The organism is Streptomyces sp. (assembly GCF_019510245.1).
Taxonomy (GTDB): Bacteria; Actinomycetota; Actinomycetes; order Streptomycetales; family Streptomycetaceae; genus Streptomyces.
Genome location: NZ_JAEKKT010000133.1, coordinates 147,150 through 165,620, shown reverse-complemented (window position 1 = coordinate 165,620; position 18,471 = coordinate 147,150). Strand labels below are relative to the sequence as shown.

The window sequence follows — 18,471 nt, the reverse complement described above, 5'->3', positions numbered from 1 at the left end:
CCGGCGGACTTGTTCGACCCTACGAACTTTTCGCGTGACGGGTACACACCAGTGGATTCGACTGATAGGAAACCTTCCTATCGGTGAAGTCCCCAACCCCCCACTGGAGCCCGCTGTGAGTCATCCGAACGACACCCCGACGAACCCGGTCCTGACCTCCCGACGCACCCTGCTCGCCCTGCTCGGGGCGTCCGCCGTCGGCGCCGGAGCCGTACTGCTGCGCCCGGCGCACGCCTCCGCCGCCGTGCCGGCCGCGAGCTGCGTGGGCCTCGACGACCCGGCGAAGAAGGAGATCGCCATGAAGCTGGTGTCGAGCGCGGAGAACTCCTCGCTCGACTGGAAGGCGCAGTACAAGTACATCGAGGACATCGGCGACGGCCGCGGGTACACCGCCGGGATCATCGGTTTCTGCTCCGGCACCGGTGACATGCTCGACCTCGTCCAGCTCTACACCGACCGCAAGCCCGGCAACGTGCTCGCCAAGTACCTGCCCGCCCTGCGCCGGGTCAACGGCACCGACTCGCACAGCGGCCTCGACCCGAACTTCCCCGCCGACTGGCGCAAGGCGGCCCAGGACACCGCCTTCCAGCAGGCCCAGAACGACGAACGCGACCGCGTGTACTTCAATCCGGCCGTGCAGCAGGGCAAGACGGACGGGCTGGGCACGCTGGGCCAGTTCACCTACTACGACGCCATCGTCATGCACGGCGACGGCGACGACCCCACCAGCTTCCGCAACATACGCAAGCGCGCCCTCGGTCACGCCAAGCCGCCGGCGCAGGGCGGCAACGAGAAGACGTACCTCAGCGCCTTCCTCGACGCCCGGGTGTGGGCCATGAAGCAGGAGGAGGCGCACAGCGACACCACCAGGGTCGACACCGAGCAGCGGGTCTTCCTGAACAAGGGCAACCTGTGCCTGAACACCCCGCTGGACTGGAAGGTGTACGGCGACAGCTACCACATCGGCTGACACCCCCGGGCTGTCGTACCGCACCCCCATGCGGTACGACAGCCCAGGGGCGGATCCCCCCTCGCAGTGGCCTTACGGCTTGATGCCCACCCCGGTCCACAGGCTGACCTCCGCGTCGGTGGCGGTCGGCTCGGCGTCGGGGCGCCAGCGGTGGCCCACCGAGACACCGGGGTCGAGCAGTTCGAGACCGTCGAAGAAGCGCGCCACGTCCGCACGCGAGCGGAACTGCACCGGGGTCCCGGCGTTGGTGTAGATGTCGGTGACCTTCTGCCAGGTGTCCGGGTCGAAGTCGGGCGTGCAGTGACTCAGGGCGAGCGCGCTGCCCGAGGGAACCACGTCCAGCAGCCGGCTCACGATGCCGTACGGGTCCTGCGCGTCCGTCACGAAGTGCATCAGGGCGTTCAGGGACAGCGCCACCGGCCGGCCGAGGTCCAGCACCTCCGCCAGTTCCGGGGCGTCGAGCAGCGACTGCGGGTCGTTGACGTCCGCCTCGATGTAGGTGGTACGGCCCTCGACGGTGCTGCGCATCAGCCGCTCGGCGTACTTGAGCACCAGCGGGTCGTTGTCGGCGTACACCACCCGGGCCTCGGGGACCACGGACTGGGCGACCTGGTGCAGGTTCGGCTCGGTGGGGATGCCGGTGCCGATGTCGAGCCACTGCCGGATGCCGTGCTCACGGGCGAGGACGCGGGTGGCGCGGTGCATGAAGGCACGGTTCTCCCGGGCGCAGACGAAGATGCCCGGGTAGGCGGACGCCACGGTCTCGGCGGCCACCTTGTCGACGTCGAAGTGGTCCTTGCCGCCCAGGTAGTAGTCGTACATGCGGGCGGAGTGGGGCCTGCTGGTGTCGATGTCCCGCGCCGCGGGCGAGTTGGTCATCCTGAACCTTTCAGAGGGGGGTGGGTGGGGGAGAGGTCAGCCGGTGGTGAGGTGGTCGGCGAGGCCCCGTTTGACCCCCGCGACGAACGCGGTGATCTCCTCCGGGGTGTAGATCAGCGCGGGGCCGGCCGGGTCCGTCGACTGCCGCAGCGCGATCCTGCCGTCGGCGAGTTGCTTCGTCTGCACGCACTGACCGCCGTTGGGGCCGCTCCAGGGCGACTCCCAGCCCTGTTCCCCCAGCTCCGATGCGGGCATGCCGTTGTACACGTCGTGGACACTGCCGTCGAAGGAGGTGTCGAAGGTGGTCATGAGTACTCCTTGCGCATGCGGTTCAGGAGCGCCCTGCTCTGCGCGTCGGAAGTGAGCAGGGACATGCGGTTGTGCGCCTCCAGGTGGGCGACGACGTCGGAGCGCTGGTCCAGGTACATCGCGCCGGAGAGGACCTCGGTGTAGACGACGTCCGGCAGTTCGGGCTCCGCGAAGCGGAAGTAGGTGAACGGGGCGCACACGCCCACATGGGCACCGGCGGTGAACGGGACGACGTCGACGCTGACGTGCGCCAGCTCCGAGACCTCCAGCAGCCGCTCGATCTGCTCCCGCATCACCTCGGGCCCGCCGACCACCCGGTGCAGGACGGCCTCCTCCATCACCACCCACAGCGTCGGCGCGTCGGAGCGCTCCAGCAGGGCCTGACGGCGCAGCCGCAGGTTCACCCGCCGCTCCAGGTCCTCGTCGCTGTCGTTGGGGAAGCCGCCGCTGAGCACGTGGCGCGCGTACTCCCGGGTCTGCAGCAGCCCCGTGGCGTAGTGCGGCTCGTACGTGCGCAGGGTCGTCGCGCCGGTCTCCAGGCTCACGTAGGCGCTGAACCAGGTGGGCAGCACATCCCGGTACGTGTGCCACCAGCCGGGCTCGTTGGCCCGCTCAGCGAAGGCGACGAACTCGTCCCGCTCCTGCCGGTCGGCGCCGTAGGTCTCGAGCAGTTTGTCCACGTAGAGGGGCTTGAGCGTGACCTCCGCCTTCTCCAGCCGGCGGATGGTCAGGGGGGTGACCCGAAGCGCCCGCGCGGCGTCCTCCAGCGACACTCCCGCTCCCTGGCGCCGCTCCTGGAGCCTGCGGCCCAGGATCATGCGCAGCACGGTGGGCGCACTGGTGCTCCCCGCGTTCGAACGGCCTTCGCTCACGCCCTACCTCCTGAGGGACTGTCACCCGCACGAGTGTGACAGGCACTTGCTGAAGCAGCCAGACCGATACCGGCATCCTGAAATTATCAGGGAGTCGGTTGCAGCCTGAACTTGCATGCGCGCATGATTACTTGAGTAAATCGCGGCCACGATCACGGGCGAGGTCCCGCTTCCCGTGCGGCCGTTGTCCAGTCGTGCCCGCTCTGCCGCTCTGCTCCGCCCGTTCTGCCTGCTCAGCCTGCTCTGACCGCTCTCCGCCGTGCCCGCCTCACGGAAGGCAGCCATCGTGTCCCCCCACGCGACCTCCCCCCGCGACCTGTTAGACGTAGCCGCGCCCGACCGTGCGCACTGGATCGAGCTGCCCTCGCACCGCTCCAGCGTCAAAGTCGCCCGGCGTTCCGTGAGAACCCGGCTCACCGAGTGGGGACTCTCCCGTGAGCTGTGCGAGGACGCGGTGCTGCTGGTGTCCGAGCTGGCCACCAACGCCGTCATCCACACGCTGAGCGTGCGGATCCTGTGCGGCATGGGGCTCGTCACCGACGGCTGCCTGCGGCTGGAGGTCCACGACCACGACTACTCCGGCCGCGGCCTGCCCCGGCGCCATCCCGGCCCCGACGACGAGGGCGGCAGGGGGCTGCTGCTCGTCGAGCAGCTCGCCGACTCCTGGGGTGTCGACCGGTCGCGGCTCACCAGCGGCCACGCGGTGTGGGCGACGCTGACGGCCTGACGGAGGAGCGAACGGGACTTCAGGGGGTGGCAGTTGCCGATTTCGTGCGGGTGTGCGAGCCCGCATATGATCTTGGTCGTGACTGTGCAGAACTCTGACAAAACGCTCTCCCGCAAGCAGCGACTCCAGGAGAAGCAGCGCCGGCAGCTGGCCGTGGTCGACACCGTGGACAAGGCCGAGGTCAAGCTCCGCAAGGCGGAGGCCGAACTGGCCGTGGCCGTCGCCGAGGCGGTGCAGGTGTTCGGTGACGAGCGCACCGCCTCCGAGGGGCTGGACATGCCCGTGGAGGCCGTGCGCCGCTTCGTCGGCATCGCGGCGCACGAGAGCGCGGAGGCGGACGGCCCCGACGCCTGAAGTGACCCGGTGATCCGTGCCCCGCGCCACCGGTGCCGACCCCCGTCGGCGCGGCACGGATCCGTCTGTGTACGACCACCGCACGCCATGGCCCACGCCATGGCCCAGGCCTCGGCCGATGCCGGTCCCCGCGACGGGGCTGCCGGCCGGGGGGCCGCCGTTCGGGTGATTCGCACGTTCCCCTTCCGGGCGTGAAACCAAGGGAATGCGGGCCTGGCGGCTCATGCCGGGCGCTCGACCATGCCCACGGGACAAGTGGCAGGTAACGCTCTTATCCGGACAAACTGAATCCGCCGGTTCGTGATCAGGAACATTCACGTTCTCCAGGAGATCGCATGGTGGAGCAGTCCTCCGAGGTCGTTTCGGAGCCGGATGAACCTGCCGTCGCCCCGACCGGCAGCGGCCCCAGGGGGGCGGAGACCGAGCGGAGGCTCGCGCAGGCACTGGCCGACCTCCTCGACGCCGAGACCGTCCCGGTCGACGGCCACTTCTTCACCGACCTCGGCGCCAACTCCCTGGTCATGGCCCAGTTCTGCGCACGAATACGCAAGGCCGCCGACCTTCCGTCGCCGTCCATGCGGGACATCTACCGGCACCCCACGATCCAGAGCCTGGCGGCGGCACTCGGCCGGTCCGCCCCCGCCCCAGCCGATCCGGTGCCCGCCCCGCAGCCGCCCGAGCCGTCGCCGGCACCGGGCCCGCGCCCCGCACGGTGGAGCCATCTGGTCTGCGGCACCCTCCAGTTGCTGGTCTTCCTGGGCTACTCCCTGGTCTCCGGATTCGTCACCGTCACGGGATTCGAGTGGATCGCCGCCGGCAGGGGACTGGCCGACGTCTATCTGCGGTCGCTGCTCTTCGGCAGCTGCGCGTTCCTGGCGCTGTGCGCCTTCCCCGTCGCCGCGAAATGGCTGCTCGTCGGCCGCTGGCGACCCCGCGAGTTCCCTGTCTGGGGCCTGACGTATCTGCGGTTCTGGCTCGTCAAGGCGCTGCTGCACGCGAACCCGATGGTCCTCCTCACCGGAACCCCGCTGTACGTGCTGTACCTGCGGGCCCTCGGCGCACGCATCGGCAAGGGCGTCACGATCCTCTCCCACTCCGTGCCCGTCTGCACCGACCTGCTGACCATCGGCGCGGGCACGGTGATCCGCAAGGACTCCTTCTTCCTCGGCTACCGGGCCTGCGCCGGACGGATCCAGACCGGCCGCATCACCCTCGGCACGAACGCCTTCGTCGGCGAGAAGACCGTCCTGGACATCGACACCTCCCTCGGCCACGGCGCCCAGCTCGGCCACTCCTCCGCCCTGCACCGCGGCCAGGCGGTCCCGGACGGCGAGCGCTGGCACGGATCCCCCGCGGAGCCCACCCGGACCGACTACATCCGGATCGCCCCGGCGAACTGCGGGTCCCTGCGCCGCGCCTGGTTCGGCCTCGGCACGCTGCTCCAGCTGGTCCTCCTGTACATCCCGCTGGCCATCGGCGGCGTCTACATGTTCTTCACCGAGGTACCGGCGATCGGCGAGCGGCTCGACCCCACCACGGTCGCGCTCGGCTGGTCGGAACTCCTTCCCGACGCCCTGCTGCTCTCCGCCGTGCTCTTCTTCGGGTTCCTCGTCCTGGGACTCGCGGCCCTGTGCACCCTGCCGCGCCTGGTGGGCCTCCTGGTCAAGCCCGACAAGGTCTACCCGCTCTACGGACTCCACTACGCGCTGCAGCGGACCACGGCCCGCATGACGAACATCAAGTTCTTCGCCTGGCTCTTCGGCGACAGCTCCTACATCGTGGGCTACCTTCGTGGCATCGGGTACGACCTGTCCCGGGTCGAGCAGACCGGGTCGAACTTCGGCACCGAAGTGCAGCACGAGACACCGCTGCTGGTCAGCGTCGGCAGCGGGACGATGGTGGCCGACGGCCTCTCCGTCCTCAACGCGGACTTCTCCAGCACGTCCTTCCGGCTCTCCCGGGCCTCGATCGGGGCGCACAACTTCCTGGGCAACAACATCGCCTACCCGGCGGGCGCCAGGACCGGGGAGAACTGCCTGCTCGCGACGAAGGTGATGGTCCCCCTCGACGGCGAGGTCCGCGAAGGCGTGGGGCTTCTCGGCTCACCGTGCTTCGAGATCCCCCGCTCGGTGGAGCGCGACGCCGGCTTCGACCACCTCCGCACCGGCGAGACGTTCCGCCGCCGGCTGGCCGCGAAGAACCGCTACAACCTCCGCTCCATGGCGCTCATGCTGTTCGTGCGCTGGCTGCACACCTTCGCGCTCACCCTGTTCGGCCTCGCCTCCGTGGACCTGTACGGCGTGGTCGGCCAGGTGGTGATCGCCGGCTACCTGGCGCTCACCCTCGCCTTCTCCGCCGCCTACTTCATCCTGGTGGAGCGCTGCATCGCCTCGTTCCGCGCGCTGCGCCCCCGGCTTTGCTCCATCTACGACCCGTACTTCTGGTGGCACGAACGGCTGTGGAAGGTGCCGGACCACTTCCTCAACATCTTCAACGGAACCCCGTTCAAGAGCCTGGTCTGGCGGCTGCTGGGGGTCCACATCGGCCGCAGGGTGTTCGACGACGGCTGCTACCTGACCGAGCGGACCCTCGCCACCATCGGCGACGACTGCACCCTCAACGCCGGCAGCAAGATCCAGTGCCACTCGCAGGAGGACGGCACCTTCAAGTCCGACGTCACCACGCTCGGCGCCGGCTGCACGCTCGGCGTCGCCGCCCACGTGCACTACGGCGTGACCATGGGCGACGGCGCGGTGCTCGCACCCGACTCCTTCCTGATGAAGGGCGAGGAAGTCCCCCCGAACGCCCGGTGGGGCGGCAATCCCGCGGTGGACATGCCGGACGGCGAGAGCCGGCCCGGCGGCGTCGCCCGGGTCACGACAGCAGCCGACGCCACCACGGCGACCGTGAGTTGAGGAAGGCCATCCGATGGGAACGCGCGTGGAGACGGACCGGGAGTTCTGGACCCGGACACTGACCGCCGGCGGTGCCACCGCCGTGCCCCGCTGGGTCCGGGAACCGGTGCCGGGAACGGCCGGGCACGACACCCCGCTGCCCGACGACGTGACGCGGGCGGTGCGTGAACTGGCCGCACGGCAGGGCCTGTCGGCCGGCACCGTGCTGCTGGCCGCCCACCTCAAGGTGCTGGCCGCGCTCTCCGGCGAGTCTGAGGTGGTCACGGGCCACGCCACCGTGCCGGGCGGCGCCCCGCTGCCGTGCCGGGTGCCCGTCCCCTCCGGAAGCTGGACGGCCCTGCTCGCGGCCGCCGCGCGGGCCGAGGCGGAGGTGCTCGCACACCGCGACCACCCGGTGGCCGGACTCCGGCGCGAACTCGGGCTGACGGAGCCGCCGTACGAGGTGGTCTGCGGTCCCCTCGGCGCCGAGGAGTCCCAAGCCGACCACGCCGACCACGGCGTCCTGCAGGTGCGCTGGACCGACCGGGACGGCCGGCTGACGCTGCGCCTGCGGTACCGCACGGACGCCCTGGACGCCGCGGCCGCCGCCCGCATCGGCGGCTACCACCTGACCGCGCTGCGGCTGCTGACGGCGGACCCCGACGCCGACCACACCCGGCAGAGCCTGCTCTCGGCCGAGGAACGGCACGAGCAGCTGGAAGGGCTGGCCGGTCGGCACCGCCCGCTGCCGGACGCCCGCGCGCACGAACTGTTCGAGCGGCGGGTGCGCTCGCATCCGCAGGCCGTGGCGGCCGTGCACGGCACGCGGGAGTGGACGTACGACGAGCTCAACCGGCGCGCCAACAGGCTGGCCCGCGCCCTGCTGGCCCGTGGCCTGGGCCGGGAGGACGTGGTCGCCGTCGTCTCCGAGCGCACCCTCGACTGGCTGGCGGCGGTGCTGGCGGTGTTCAAGGCGGGCGGCGTGTACCTGCCGATCGAGCCGCACTTCCCGGCCGGCCGCATCGAGGCCACCCTGTCCCGGGCCGGCTGCCGGATCGCCCTGGCCGAGCCCGGCAGCACCGGGACCCTCGACGGGGCGCTGGCCGCCCTGCCGGACGTCGAGAAACTGCCGTTCGACACGGCGTACGCCGAACGGCACGCCGACGACGACCCCGGGATCCGCGTCGACGCCGGTCAACTCGCCTACATCTACTTCACCTCCGGCTCCACGGGCGAGCCCAAGGGCGCGATGTGCGAGCACGCGGGCATGCTCAACCACCTGCACGCCAAGATCGACGACCTGGAGATCGGCGAGGGGACCGTGGTCGCGCAGACCGCCCCCCAGTGCTTCGACATCTCCCTGTGGCAGCTGGTCGCCCCGCTGCTGGCCGGCGGGCGGACCCTGCTGGTCGAGCAGGACGTGATCACGGACGTGGCGCGGTTCACCGAGACCCTGGAGCGCGGCCGGGTCGGCGTGGCCCAGCTCGTGCCGTCGTACCTGGAGGTCGTGTGCTCCTACCTGGAGCAGCACCCGCGCACGCTGCCCGACCTGCGGTACGTGTCGGTGACCGGCGAGGCGCTCAAACGCGAACTCGTCCAGCGCTGGCTGGCGGTCCAGCCGGGCATCGGCCTGCTCAACGCCTACGGCCTCACCGAGACGTCCGACGACACCAACCACGAACTCCTCCGTGAGGTGCCCGACCGGGTACTGCTCGGGCGGGCCGTGAACAACGTCCGCGTCCTCGTCGTCGACGAGCACCTGTCACTGGTACCGCTGGGCGCCCCGGGACTGATCGCCTTCTCCGGCGTCTGCGTGGGCCGCGGCTACGTCAACGACCCCGAGCGCACCCGGGAGGCGTACCGCACGGACCCCTACCGGCCGGGCGAGCGCCTCTACCTGGGCGGCGACTGGGGGCGCTGGCACCCCGGCGGCAAGCTGGAGTTCCTCGGCCGCCGGGACAGCCAGGTCAAGATCCGCGGGTTCCGGATCGAGATCGGCGAGATCGAGAACTGCCTGCTGCGGGTGGCCGGCGTACGCGACGGCGCGGTGGTCGTCGCCGAGCGGAACGGCGGCGGCAAGCAGCTCATCGCCTTCTACTCCGGCACCCGGCAGCGGCCCGAGGTCCTGCGCGAGGCGCTCGGCGCGACGCTGCCCTCCTACATGGTCCCCTCGGCCTGCCACTGGCAGGACAGCCTTCCGCTCACCGCCAACGGCAAGATCGACAAGAAGGCCCTGACCAGGCTGGCCGAGACGACACCGGCCGGCGACGTCCACCCGGCGCCCGGCGGCACCGAGCGGGCGACCGCGGGCCGGCTCAGCGCGACCGAGCGGACAGTGGCCGCCGCCTGGGCCGAACTGCTGGGAGTGCCCGTGGAGCAGGTCGGCCGCACCGACCACTTCTTCGACTCCGGCGGCACCTCCCTGACCGCGGTCAGGCTCAGCCTCGCCCTCGACCGGGCCGTGTCCCTGAAGGACATCACCCGGCATCCGGTCCTCGCCGACCTGGCCGCCCTCCTCGACGGCCCGGCCCGGCAACGACCGGAGCTGCTGCTGACCCTGGCGGACGGGAGCGGCACCCCCGGGTGTGCCCTGGTCTGCTTCCCGTACGCGGGCGGCAACGCGGTCAACTACCAGCCGATGGCGAGCGCCCTGGCGGGCAGCGGCCTCGCGGTTCTCGCCGTGGACCCGCCCGGTCACAACCTGGCCGCACCCCCCGAACCGTTCGCGCCCGTCGAGGAGGTGGCCGAACAGGTCGCCGCCGAGATCACGGCACGCGGCCTGACCCGGGTCATGCTCTGGGGCCACTCCTCGGGAACCGCACCGGCCGTCGAGACGGCCAGGAGACTCCAGCAGCGCGGCGTCCACGTGGAACGGCTCTTCCTCGGCGCGCAACTGCTCGGCACCGCCGCCGAACGGCACACCGCCGTCACCGAACTGGCACGCCTGAGCGACGCCGGGATCGCGACGCGCCTGGCCGCGGACGGCGGCCACCCCGAACTCGCCGAGCTGAACCCGCAGCACGCCGCCCACATCGCCGCCGCCTACCGGCACGACTGCGCCGCGGCCCACCGCTACTTCGGCGCGGCCCTGCAAGATCCGCCGCCCGTGAAGCTGTCCGCCCCGGTCTCGGTGGTCGTCGCCGCCGACGACCCGCACACCGCCGGCCACACCCGGCACCACCGGGACTGGCTGCTCCTGGCCGACCGCGTCGAGCTGCACGAACTCGCCGACGGCGGCCACCACTTCCTGCGCACGCGCCCCGCCGAGGCCGCGCAGGCCGTCCTGACCACCGTCCTCCCCCTCGCCTCCTCCTGACCCGTCACACCCCAGGCGGTCGACCGAAAGGAACCCGAGATGCCGTTCTCCTCCCTGGCATCACCGCTCGACGTGGAGCTGCGGCCGGACAAGCCGGCACTGCTGCGCGTCGAGTCCACCGACGACCCCCCGAAGTGGGCGGCCGAGCACCGCGAGGCCCTGCGCGCCCAGGTCACCGAACACGGCGCACTGGTCGTCCGCGGCCTCGGACTCCGCGACCCCGGCCAGGTCGGCGCCGTCTTCGAACGCCTGGCCGGGGAACTCATGACGGAGCGGGAGGCCTTCGCCCCCCGGGAGACCCACCGTCCGGGCGTGTACGCGTCCACGCCCTGGCCGGCCAACCAGCCCATGTGCATGCACCACGAGCTGAGTTACCAGCAGCAGGTGCCCGGCCTGATGCTCTTCGCCTGCCTCACCGCGCCCGAACGGGACGGGGCGACGGCGGTGGCCGACGCCGAGGAGGTGCTGCGGGCCCTGCCCGGCGGGCTCGTCGAACGCTTCGAGCGGGAGGGCTGGATCCTGACCCGCACCTACAACGACGAGATCGGCGCGAGCCTCACGGAGTCCTTCGGCACCGACGACCGCGCCGGGATCGAACGTTACTGCCGGGCCAACGCCATCGACTTCACCTGGCAGCCCGACGGCACCCTGCGCACCGAACAGCGCCGCAACGCCGTCGTCCGGCACCCGCTCACCGGCCGGCGCTGCTGGTTCAACCAGATCGCCTTCCTCAACGAGTGGACCCTCGCACCCGAGGTGCGCGAGTACCTGGTGGACGTCTACGGCGCGGACGGACTGCCGTTCAACACCCGCCACGGCGACGGCACCCCGATCGGCGAGGACGTCGTCCAGCTGATCAACAGCACCTACGAGGCGCACACCCGGCGCGAGCCCTGGCAGCAGGGCGACCTGATGCTGGTGGACAACATCCGCACCGCGCACAGCCGGGAGGCGTTCACCGGGGAGCGGCAGGTGCTGGTCGGCATGGGCGAGCCCCTGCGGCCGGCCGAGGATTGCCCGGCGACGGAGGCGAGCGAGCGATGACCGACACCCTGTCGACCACCACCCGGTCCGCCACCCCCGGGCGGCCCGCCGTACCGACCTTCGCGGTCGTCACCGGCGAGCAGGTGCACCAGGTGCTGAGCGGCCGCGAGAAACAGCTCACGGAGCTGGTCGAGACCGTCTACCGGCTGCACGACGCCGGCGACTCGGTCAACCCGCCGTCGTACTTCCTGCGCTTCACCGACCGGCCGACCTCGCGGATCATCGCGCTGCCGGCCTCCCTCGGCGGCTCCGTCCACGTGGACGGCCTGAAGTGGGTCTCCAGCTTCCCGGAGAACGTGAGCAGCGGGCTGCCCCGGGCCTCCGCGGTGCTCATCCTCAACGACCAGGAGACGGGCTACCCGTTCGCCTGCCTGGAGAGCTCGATCATCAGCGCCACCAGGACCGCGGCCTCCGCCGCCCTGGCCGCCGACTGGCTCAGCCGCAACCGCACCCGCCCCACCCGGGTCGGCTTCTTCGGAACCGGCCTGATCGCCCGCTACATCCACACCTTCCTGGCCGGCACCGGCTGGGACTTCGACGAGATCGGCGTGCACGACCTGTCCGCCGACAGCGCCGGCGGCTTCCGCGGCTACCTGGAACAGACCGGCACCGGTGCGCGTATCACCGTCCACGAGCGTGCCGAGGACCTGGTCCGCGGCAGCGACCTGGTGGTCTTCGCCACCATCGCAGGCCGCCCCCATGTCACGGACCCGGCCTGGTTCACCCACAACCCGCTGGTCCTGCACGTGTCCCTGCGCGACCTCGCCCCCGAGGTCCTGATGGGCGCGGCCAACTTCGTCGACGACGTCGACCACTGCCTCAAGGCCGACACGTCACCCCATCTGGTCGAACAGCTCACCGGTGACCGCGACTTCCTCAACGGAACCCTCGGCGACGTCATGGCCGGCCGGGCCGCCCCACCGCCCGACCGCCCCGTGATCTTCTCGCCCTTCGGACTCGGCGTCCTCGACCTCGCGGTCGGCAAGTACGTCTACGACGAGGTGTCCCGGGCCGGGGACCTCTGTCTCATCGATGACTTCTTCCACGAACTGCGCCGCTACGGCTGAGGCCGTCGTCCTCGGCCCGGCACCAGGAGGCCCGCCGTGCCTGTCATCTCCGCTCCCTACGCCTTCAACGAGGGCGATCTCTACGTCGACCTGGAGTCGATCTGCGGACACCAGCTCTACCTGAAGTGCGAGGCCTTCAACTTCGCCGGATCCATCAAACTGAAGGCCGCCAACGAGATGGTGGAGAACGCCGAGCGGGACGGAATCCTGAAAGCGGACTCCGTCCTCGTCGAGTCCTCCTCCGGCAATCTCGGCGTCGCGCTCAGCATGATCGCCGCGAGCAAGGGTTACCGGTTCCTGTGTGTGACGGACTCCCGTTGCAACCTGTCGACCAGGCTCCTGATGGAGGCGCTCGGCAGCGAGGTGCACATCGTGGCCGACCAGGACTCCAACGGCGGGTTCCTGGGCACCCGGATCGAGTACGTCCGCTCGCTGTGCGCGTCGGACGACCGGTACGTGTGGCTCAGCCAGTACACCAACGCGGGCAACTGGACGGCGCACTACCGCACCACCGCCCCGGAGATCGCCCGCCGGTTCCCCCGACTGGACGTGCTGTTCGTCGGGGCGGGCACCACCGGAACCCTCATGGGCTGCGCCCGCTACTTCCGCGAGTGGCACCGGCCGGTGCGGATCGTCGCGGTGGACGCGGCCGGCTCGGTGGCGTTCGGCGGCGAGCCGGGCCGCCGGATGATCCCGGGCCTCGGCATGAGCATGCGCCCGCCGCTGCTCGACGAGTCCTTCGTGGACGAGGTGATCCGGGTGGAGGAGCCGGACACCATCCGGATGTGCCACCGCATGGCCCGGCACGGCTTCCTCTTCGGGGGCTCCACCGGGACCGTGGTCAGCGGCGCGACGGACTGGCTGACCCGGCACGACGCCCGCGACCTCACGGCGGTCGCCATCGCACCGGACCTCGGCGAGCGCTACCTCGACACCATCTACCAGACCAACTGGCTGCAGGACCTGTACGGCGACCAGGTGCTGGCCACCGAGGACGGCGACCGGGTGCCCCACGCCGGGGACGACGACCAGGCGCTCGACGCCAGGGACACGGCACCGCCGAAGCCCCTGCCCCGGGAGCCCAAGCCCGCCTCCCGGGCACCGGCCCGCCGGCGCAGCAGCACCTGACGGCTACTCAGGCCGGAGCCCGGCCCCCCGGGATGCGCCCGCGCGGTGCGCCCGGGGGGCCGCGGCGTGCCCGCCGGACCTCTCAGTAGCGCACGGGCAGCGCGAGCAGCCCGCGGGTGCGCATCGACGGACGCCACTCCAACCGCTCGACCGGGACGTCGAGTTCGAGGCGGGGGAAGCGTTCGAGGAGCGCGCCGAGGGCGATCTCGGTCTCCAACCGGGCCAGCGGTGCGCCCAGGCAGTAGTGGATGCCGTGACCGAGGGCCAGGTGCCCGGTGGCGTCGCGGCCGAGGTCGAGCCGGTCGGGCTCGGGGAAGCGGCGCGGGTCGCGGTGGGCCGCCGCCAGGGACAGCAGCACCGTCTCGCCGGCCGGGACGGTGACCCCGCCGATGGTGACGTCCTCGGTAGGGAACCGGCGGATGGCGAGCGGCGCGGGCCCGTCGTAGCGTGCCAGTTCCTCCACGGCCGGCCCGATCCGGTCCGGATCCGCGCGCAGCGTGGCCAGCTGCCCGGGGTTCCGCAGCAGCGCCAGCGTGGCGTTGCCGATCAGATGGACGGTGTTCTCGTACCCCGCGAGCAGGATCAGGAAGGCCAGCGACATCAACTCGTCCTCGCTGAGCCGGTCCTCGTCGTCCCGTACGGCGATCATGGCGGAGAGGAGGTCGTCGGCGGGCTCGGCCCGCTTGCCGGCGAGGAGCCGGGCGAAGAAGGCCAGCAGCGCCCCGACGGCCTCCTTCGCCCGCTCGGGCCGGGCGGGGTCCGGGACGACGAGGGCGTCGGTCCAGGCCCGGAAGTCCGGCCGGTCCGCCTCGGCCACGCCCAGCAGCTCGCAGATCACGGTGACGGGCAGCGGCGCCGCGTACGCGGCGACCAGATCGGTGCGGCCGAGGGGGGCCATGGCGTCGAGCAACGCGCCGGCGGTCCGCCGGACGGGTTCGCGCAGCAGGGCGACACGGCGGGGCGTGAACGCCCGGGACACCAGGCGCCGGACGCGGGTGTGGTCCGGCGGGTCCATGTTCAGCAGGTTGGCGTCGAGCGCGGGCGGCAGCGCGAGCCCGCGGTAGCCGCCCGGCTTGGCGTTGGCCTTGTCGAGGGAGAGCCGCGGGTCCGCCAGGGCCTGGCGCACGTCCTCGTACCGCGTCACCAGCCAGGCCGGCAGCCCGTCGGTGCCGGGGACGCGGTGCACGGGCCCGGCCTCCCGCAGCCGGGCGTACCCGGCGTACGGGTCGGCGAGCAGCTCCGCGGGGTCAACGGCGGCCGGGGCAGGGGGTGTTGTACTGGCGTCCATGCCCCCAACCCTAGACAGCGCGGGCGCAGGCGGCGGCCGGCCCGCACGGCGAAGCCGCCCGCGGGACAGGGTGCACTCTGCCCACGAGACGGACGCCGTGTACTCCAACGGCCCCGGCTGGGCCGTCAGCGGCCGAACTTCGCGACGGCCGCCGGAGTCACGGGTGTGAAGAAGTTGACGAGGTTGCCGTCGGGGTCGCGGAAGAGCAGCGACCGGTTGCCCCAGGGCATCGTGGTGGGCTCGGTGACGAAGTCGGTGACGAAGCCCTTCAGGTTCTGGTGGACGCGGTCCACGTCGTCGACGAGGAACTCGGTGATCACGCTGTGGTTCTCCGCCGGGCGTGCCGAGCCCGGGGCGAACAGCGGGACGGTACGGGTACCGGCGATCGCGAGGGTCGCGCCGGCCGTCCTGAGCTCGGCGAAGTCCTCGGTGGCCCAGGTCGCCGGTGCCCCTGTGGCGCGCTCGTAGAACTCGACGAGGCGGGCCACGTCGCCGGTGATGATGCGGATCGAGACGAAGTCCATGGGATCTCCTTGGCCGTGCGGAAGGCGTGCACCGCGCAGGCTAGGAGAAATAGCGGACAGAATCGGTCCGGTATTGGCGCTAGGTTGTGTCCATGTCCCGACCCACCGGCCGCGTGCTGACCCTCCTGGAGCTGCTCCAGTCGGGCGGCACCCGGACCGTGGCCGAACTCGCCGACCGGCTCGGCGTCGACGGCCGGACCGTGCGCAGGTACGTGGGCCAGCTGATCGACCTGGACGTGCCGGTGGAATCGGTGCGCGGCCGCTACGGCGGGTACCGGCTGGCCCCCGGGTACCGGCTGCCTCCGCTCATGCTCGGCGACGACGAGGCGCTGGCCGTGCTGCTCGGCCTGGTCGCCGGCCGCCGGACCGGGCTGACGACCACGGAGCTCACGGCGGGCGAGACGGCGTCGGCGAAGATCCGGCGGGTGCTGCCCAAGCACGTCGCCCGTCGGCTCGACGCCCTCCTGGAGGCCCTCGCCTTCACGGACCGGCCCGGCGGGTTCGACACCCCGGACGCCGAGGTCCTGCTCACCGTCGCCGATGCGGTACGCCACCGCCGACCGGTGTCGGTCCGCTACACCGACCGCGAGGGGCGGCCCAGCGAGCGCACACTGCACCCGTACGGGATCGTCGCCCACGCGGGCCGGTGGTACGTCACGGGCAGCGACGCCCGGATCGGCGAGGACCGGACCTTCCGGCTCGACCGCATCGCGGAGGCGCGGACCCTGCCCGGCTCCTTCGAGATGCCCGCGGGTCCGGATCCGGCGGAGCGCGTGCTCTCCGGATTCGCCACGGCCGCATACCGGCACGAGGTGACCCTGCGGATCCACGGGACGGCCGAGCAGATCCGGGCCCGTCTGCCCGCCGGCGTCGCGACCCTGGAGGAGGACGAGCCGACGGCGGGCCGGGACCCGGCGGCCGAACGCTGGCTGCGCGTCGAACTGCGGGCGGAGCGGCTCGACTGGCTGCCGCCGGTACTCGCCGCACTGGACCGGCCGTTCGTCGTCGAGCGCCCCGACGAACTGCGCGACCTCGTCGCCGCCCTCGCCGCCCGGCTCGCGTCCTACGCCCGCCAGGCCTGACGGCGAACGGGCCGGCACCGGGCCGTTCGCCGTCAGGCCGCGTCCGAGGAACGGTCAGTCGATGCAGAACTCGTTGCCCTCGATGTCCAGCATCGGGATGCACGCGTCATTGCCGTCGTACAGCGTCCGCACGTGCACCGCACCGAGCGGGACCAGCCGCGCGCGTTCGGCCTCCAGCGCGGCCAGGCGCTCCTCGCCCACGAGGCCGGTGCCGACCCGCACGTCGAGATGCACCCGGTTCTTGACGGCCTTCCCTTCGGGGACGCGCTGGAAGTAGAGCCGCGGGCCGACCCCGGAGGGATCTGTGCACGCGAACCATGAATCCCGCTGCTCGGCCGGCTGCGCACGCTGGTACTCCTCCCAGGTGGCGAACCCCGCCGGCGGAGGCGGTACGACGTACCCCAGCACCTCGCACCAGAAGCGGGCGAGGCGCTCGGGTTCCGCGCAGTCGAAGGTGACCTGGAACTCCTTGATCGCAGACATCGGCGCACCATAGCAGCCGGCCTCGGCCCCTGAACGCCCCGCGGCGTCAGGGAGTTCGTCCCGCGAGGCCGGTGACCTGCTCGTGGGCCAGGGCGTGCGTGACCGCGGTGGTGCTCTCGTACAGGGCCCGGTACTGGGCGAACCGCCGGTCGTAGACGTCCGCGGTGGCGGGATCGGGCCGGACCACCGACTCCGGCGGGTTCCAGGCCGTGATGTCCGGTCGGCCGACCAGCCCGGCGGCGAGGAAGGCGGCGCCGTAGCAGGCGCCGATGGTGGTGCGGGCGACGATCTGTTCGAGGCCGGTGACGTCGCTGACGATCCGGGGCCACAGCCCGCCCCGGGTGCCGCCGCCGACCGCGACGATCCGCCGGATGTCGGCGCCGGCCGCGAGCATCGTCTCGACGTTGTGCCGGACACCGTAGGCGGTGGCCTCCAGCGCCGCCCGCATCAGGTCGCCCCGGGTGTGACCCAGGGTCAGGCCCGCGATCACCCCCCGGGCGTCGGGGTCCATGAGGGGTGTGCGTTCCCCGGCGAAGTAGGGCAGCATCACGAGGCCGTTGGCACCCGGGGGCGCGGCGGCCGCCTCGTCGAAGAGCACGCCGGGGCCGATGCCGCCGAAGAGGTGCCCCAGCCAGTCGGTGACGGCTCCGGAGGTGGCCATGCCGCCGGCCAGGCAGCGGGTGCCGGGCAGGGCACCGACCGTGGACCACATCGACGGGCTGGTCACCAGCCTGTCGACCGTGTTCACCAGGAACATCGTGGTGCCGTACATCAGCATCAGGTCGCCGACGCCGTGGCCGCCGACGCTGACGGCCTCGCTCCAGGCGTCGATCGTCCCCACGACGACCGGCGTCCCGGCGGGGATGCCCGCGACGGCCGTGCGCACCCGGCCGGCCTCGTCGCCCGGCCAGCGCAGGGGCGGGAGTTCGATGCCGGGCGCGATGTGCTCGGCCCACTCGGGGATCCAGCGCTGCGCGTGGATGTCGAACAACGGGGTGCACTGGCTGGCGGAATGCAGGTCCAGCACGTAGGCGCCGGTCAGCCGGTGCGCGAGCCACGACGCGGGCATGAGCAGGCGGCGGGCGCGTGTCCACGCCTCGGGCTCCCGCTCGCGGATCCAGGCGAGTTTCGGTCCGACGGCCTGGGACGACAGCGCCGAACCGCACCTGTCGAAGATCTTCTCCGGCCCCAACTCCCCGTCAAGCCGCGTGATCTGCTCCTCGGCGCGGGTGTCCACGCCGTACAGCACCGCAGGCCGCACCGGCTGTGCCGCGTCGTCGACCAGCAGGGTGCAGGGGCCCATGCCGCTGACTCCGACGGCTCGGACGGCGATGTCGTCGCGGTCCAGCAGTTCGGCCGCGATCGAGACGAACTCCTCCCACCACACCTGGGCGTCCATCTCCACGTGCCCCGGCCGCGGACGGTCGACCACGTGACCGCGTACGGCCTCGCCCAGGACGTGGCCGGCGGTGTCCACCACCACGCCCTTGGTGCTGGAAGTGCCCACGTCCACTCCGAGGACGACGTCGATCAT

16 protein-coding genes are annotated in these 18,471 nt (G+C 71.8%); 9 read left to right on the top strand and 7 right to left on the bottom strand.

Features of this window, described 5'->3' with window-relative positions; genetic code table 11:
- Positions 1 to 115: 115 nt before the first annotated feature.
- Entirely contained in the window at positions 116 to 970 is an 855-nt protein-coding gene (locus JF597_RS18585; protein WP_293995970.1) for a chitosanase, read from the top strand.
- Between the two features lie 72 nt (positions 971 to 1,042).
- Here JF597_RS18585 and JF597_RS18580 read toward each other — a convergent pair whose 3' ends face one another.
- The 3 genes from JF597_RS18580 to JF597_RS18570 are packed head-to-tail and all read right to left on the bottom strand — an operon-like array spanning position 1,043 to position 3,030.
- Positions 1,043 to 1,849, bottom strand: a complete 807-nt coding sequence (locus JF597_RS18580; protein WP_293995968.1) for an SAM-dependent methyltransferase — start codon at positions 1,847 to 1,849, stop codon at positions 1,043 to 1,045.
- Positions 1,850 to 1,885: 36 nt separating this feature from the next.
- A complete protein-coding gene (locus JF597_RS18575) occupies positions 1,886 to 2,158 on the bottom strand; it encodes a DUF397 domain-containing protein (RefSeq protein ID WP_293995967.1) in 273 nt (90 codons plus the stop codon).
- A complete protein-coding gene (locus JF597_RS18570) occupies positions 2,155 to 3,030 on the bottom strand; it encodes a helix-turn-helix transcriptional regulator (protein WP_293995965.1) in 876 nt (291 codons plus the stop codon). The genes JF597_RS18575 and JF597_RS18570 overlap by 4 nt, the downstream gene beginning before the upstream one ends.
- Before the next feature lie 286 nt (positions 3,031 to 3,316).
- Between JF597_RS18570 and JF597_RS18565 the strand changes: the two genes are divergently transcribed.
- From JF597_RS18565 to sbnA, 7 genes are all read left to right on the top strand, one after another.
- Positions 3,317 to 3,757, top strand: a complete 441-nt coding sequence (locus JF597_RS18565) for an ATP-binding protein (RefSeq protein ID WP_293995964.1) — start codon at positions 3,317 to 3,319, stop codon at positions 3,755 to 3,757.
- Between the two features lie 78 nt (positions 3,758 to 3,835).
- Positions 3,836 to 4,111: a hypothetical protein gene (locus JF597_RS18560; RefSeq protein ID WP_293995962.1), complete on the top strand. Its 276-nt coding sequence runs from the start codon at positions 3,836 to 3,838 to the stop codon at positions 4,109 to 4,111.
- Between the two features lie 335 nt (positions 4,112 to 4,446).
- A complete protein-coding gene (locus tag JF597_RS18555) occupies positions 4,447 to 7,026 on the top strand; it encodes a Pls/PosA family non-ribosomal peptide synthetase (protein ID WP_293995960.1) in 2,580 nt (859 codons plus the stop codon).
- A 13-nt stretch (positions 7,027 to 7,039) separates the two neighbouring features.
- Entirely contained in the window at positions 7,040 to 10,321 is a 3,282-nt protein-coding gene (locus JF597_RS18550; RefSeq protein ID WP_293995958.1) for a non-ribosomal peptide synthetase, read from the top strand.
- Positions 10,322 to 10,360: 39 nt separating this feature from the next.
- Complete coding sequence (locus JF597_RS18545) at positions 10,361 to 11,365, top strand: TauD/TfdA family dioxygenase (RefSeq protein WP_293995956.1); 1,005 nt, start codon at positions 10,361 to 10,363, stop codon at positions 11,363 to 11,365.
- Positions 11,362 to 12,432, top strand: coding sequence for a 2,3-diaminopropionate biosynthesis protein SbnB (sbnB, locus tag JF597_RS18540; RefSeq protein ID WP_293995954.1), 1,071 nt, complete (start codon positions 11,362 to 11,364; stop codon positions 12,430 to 12,432). Before JF597_RS18545 ends, sbnB begins: the two co-directional genes overlap by 4 nt.
- Before the next feature lie 36 nt (positions 12,433 to 12,468).
- Entirely contained in the window at positions 12,469 to 13,560 is a 1,092-nt protein-coding gene (gene sbnA / locus JF597_RS18535; protein ID WP_293995952.1) for a 2,3-diaminopropionate biosynthesis protein SbnA, read from the top strand.
- 82 nt (positions 13,561 to 13,642) lie between these two features.
- Here the strand turns inward: sbnA and JF597_RS18530 are convergent, their stop codons facing one another.
- Positions 13,643 to 14,848, bottom strand: coding sequence for a cytochrome P450 (locus JF597_RS18530; RefSeq protein ID WP_293995950.1), 1,206 nt, complete (start codon positions 14,846 to 14,848; stop codon positions 13,643 to 13,645).
- A 125-nt stretch (positions 14,849 to 14,973) separates the two neighbouring features.
- Positions 14,974 to 15,372: a VOC family protein gene (locus tag JF597_RS18525; RefSeq protein WP_293995948.1), complete on the bottom strand. Its 399-nt coding sequence runs from the start codon at positions 15,370 to 15,372 to the stop codon at positions 14,974 to 14,976.
- Between the two features lie 92 nt (positions 15,373 to 15,464).
- On the opposite strand from JF597_RS18525, the gene JF597_RS18520 reads away from it, so the two are divergent.
- Complete coding sequence (locus tag JF597_RS18520) at positions 15,465 to 16,454, top strand: YafY family protein (protein ID WP_293995946.1); 990 nt, start codon at positions 15,465 to 15,467, stop codon at positions 16,452 to 16,454.
- Between the two features lie 54 nt (positions 16,455 to 16,508).
- On the opposite strand, the gene JF597_RS18515 is transcribed toward JF597_RS18520, so the two are convergent.
- Positions 16,509 to 16,937: a VOC family protein gene (locus tag JF597_RS18515; RefSeq protein WP_293995944.1), complete on the bottom strand. Its 429-nt coding sequence runs from the start codon at positions 16,935 to 16,937 to the stop codon at positions 16,509 to 16,511.
- A 46-nt stretch (positions 16,938 to 16,983) separates the two neighbouring features.
- Positions 16,984 to 18,471 (bottom strand): FGGY family carbohydrate kinase, encoded by a 1,488-nt coding sequence (locus tag JF597_RS18510; protein WP_293995942.1) that lies wholly within the window; start codon positions 18,469 to 18,471, stop codon positions 16,984 to 16,986.

Bases quoted from the DNA above. Each gene is read 5' to 3' on its own strand.
- JF597_RS18580 (WP_293995968.1), bottom strand. From the start codon at position 1,849: ATGACCAACTCGCCCGCGGCGCGGGACATCGACACCAGCAGGCCCCAC.
- JF597_RS18545 (WP_293995956.1), top strand. From the start codon at position 10,361: ATGCCGTTCTCCTCCCTGGCATCACCGCTCGACGTGGAGCTGCGGCCG.
- JF597_RS18520 (WP_293995946.1), top strand. From the start codon at position 15,465: ATGTCCCGACCCACCGGCCGCGTGCTGACCCTCCTGGAGCTGCTCCAG.
- JF597_RS18575 (WP_293995967.1), bottom strand. From the start codon at position 2,158: ATGACCACCTTCGACACCTCCTTCGACGGCAGTGTCCACGACGTGTAC.
- JF597_RS18510 (WP_293995942.1), bottom strand. From the start codon at position 18,471: ATGATCGACGTCGTCCTCGGAGTGGACGTGGGCACTTCCAGCACCAAG.
- JF597_RS18550 (WP_293995958.1), top strand. From the start codon at position 7,040: ATGGGAACGCGCGTGGAGACGGACCGGGAGTTCTGGACCCGGACACTG.
- sbnB (WP_293995954.1), top strand. From the start codon at position 11,362: ATGACCGACACCCTGTCGACCACCACCCGGTCCGCCACCCCCGGGCGG.
- JF597_RS18555 (WP_293995960.1), top strand. From the start codon at position 4,447: ATGGTGGAGCAGTCCTCCGAGGTCGTTTCGGAGCCGGATGAACCTGCC.
- JF597_RS18525 (WP_293995948.1), bottom strand. From the start codon at position 15,372: ATGGACTTCGTCTCGATCCGCATCATCACCGGCGACGTGGCCCGCCTC.
- JF597_RS18530 (WP_293995950.1), bottom strand. From the start codon at position 14,848: ATGGACGCCAGTACAACACCCCCTGCCCCGGCCGCCGTTGACCCCGCG.
- JF597_RS18515 (WP_293995944.1), bottom strand. From the start codon at position 16,937: ATGTCTGCGATCAAGGAGTTCCAGGTCACCTTCGACTGCGCGGAACCC.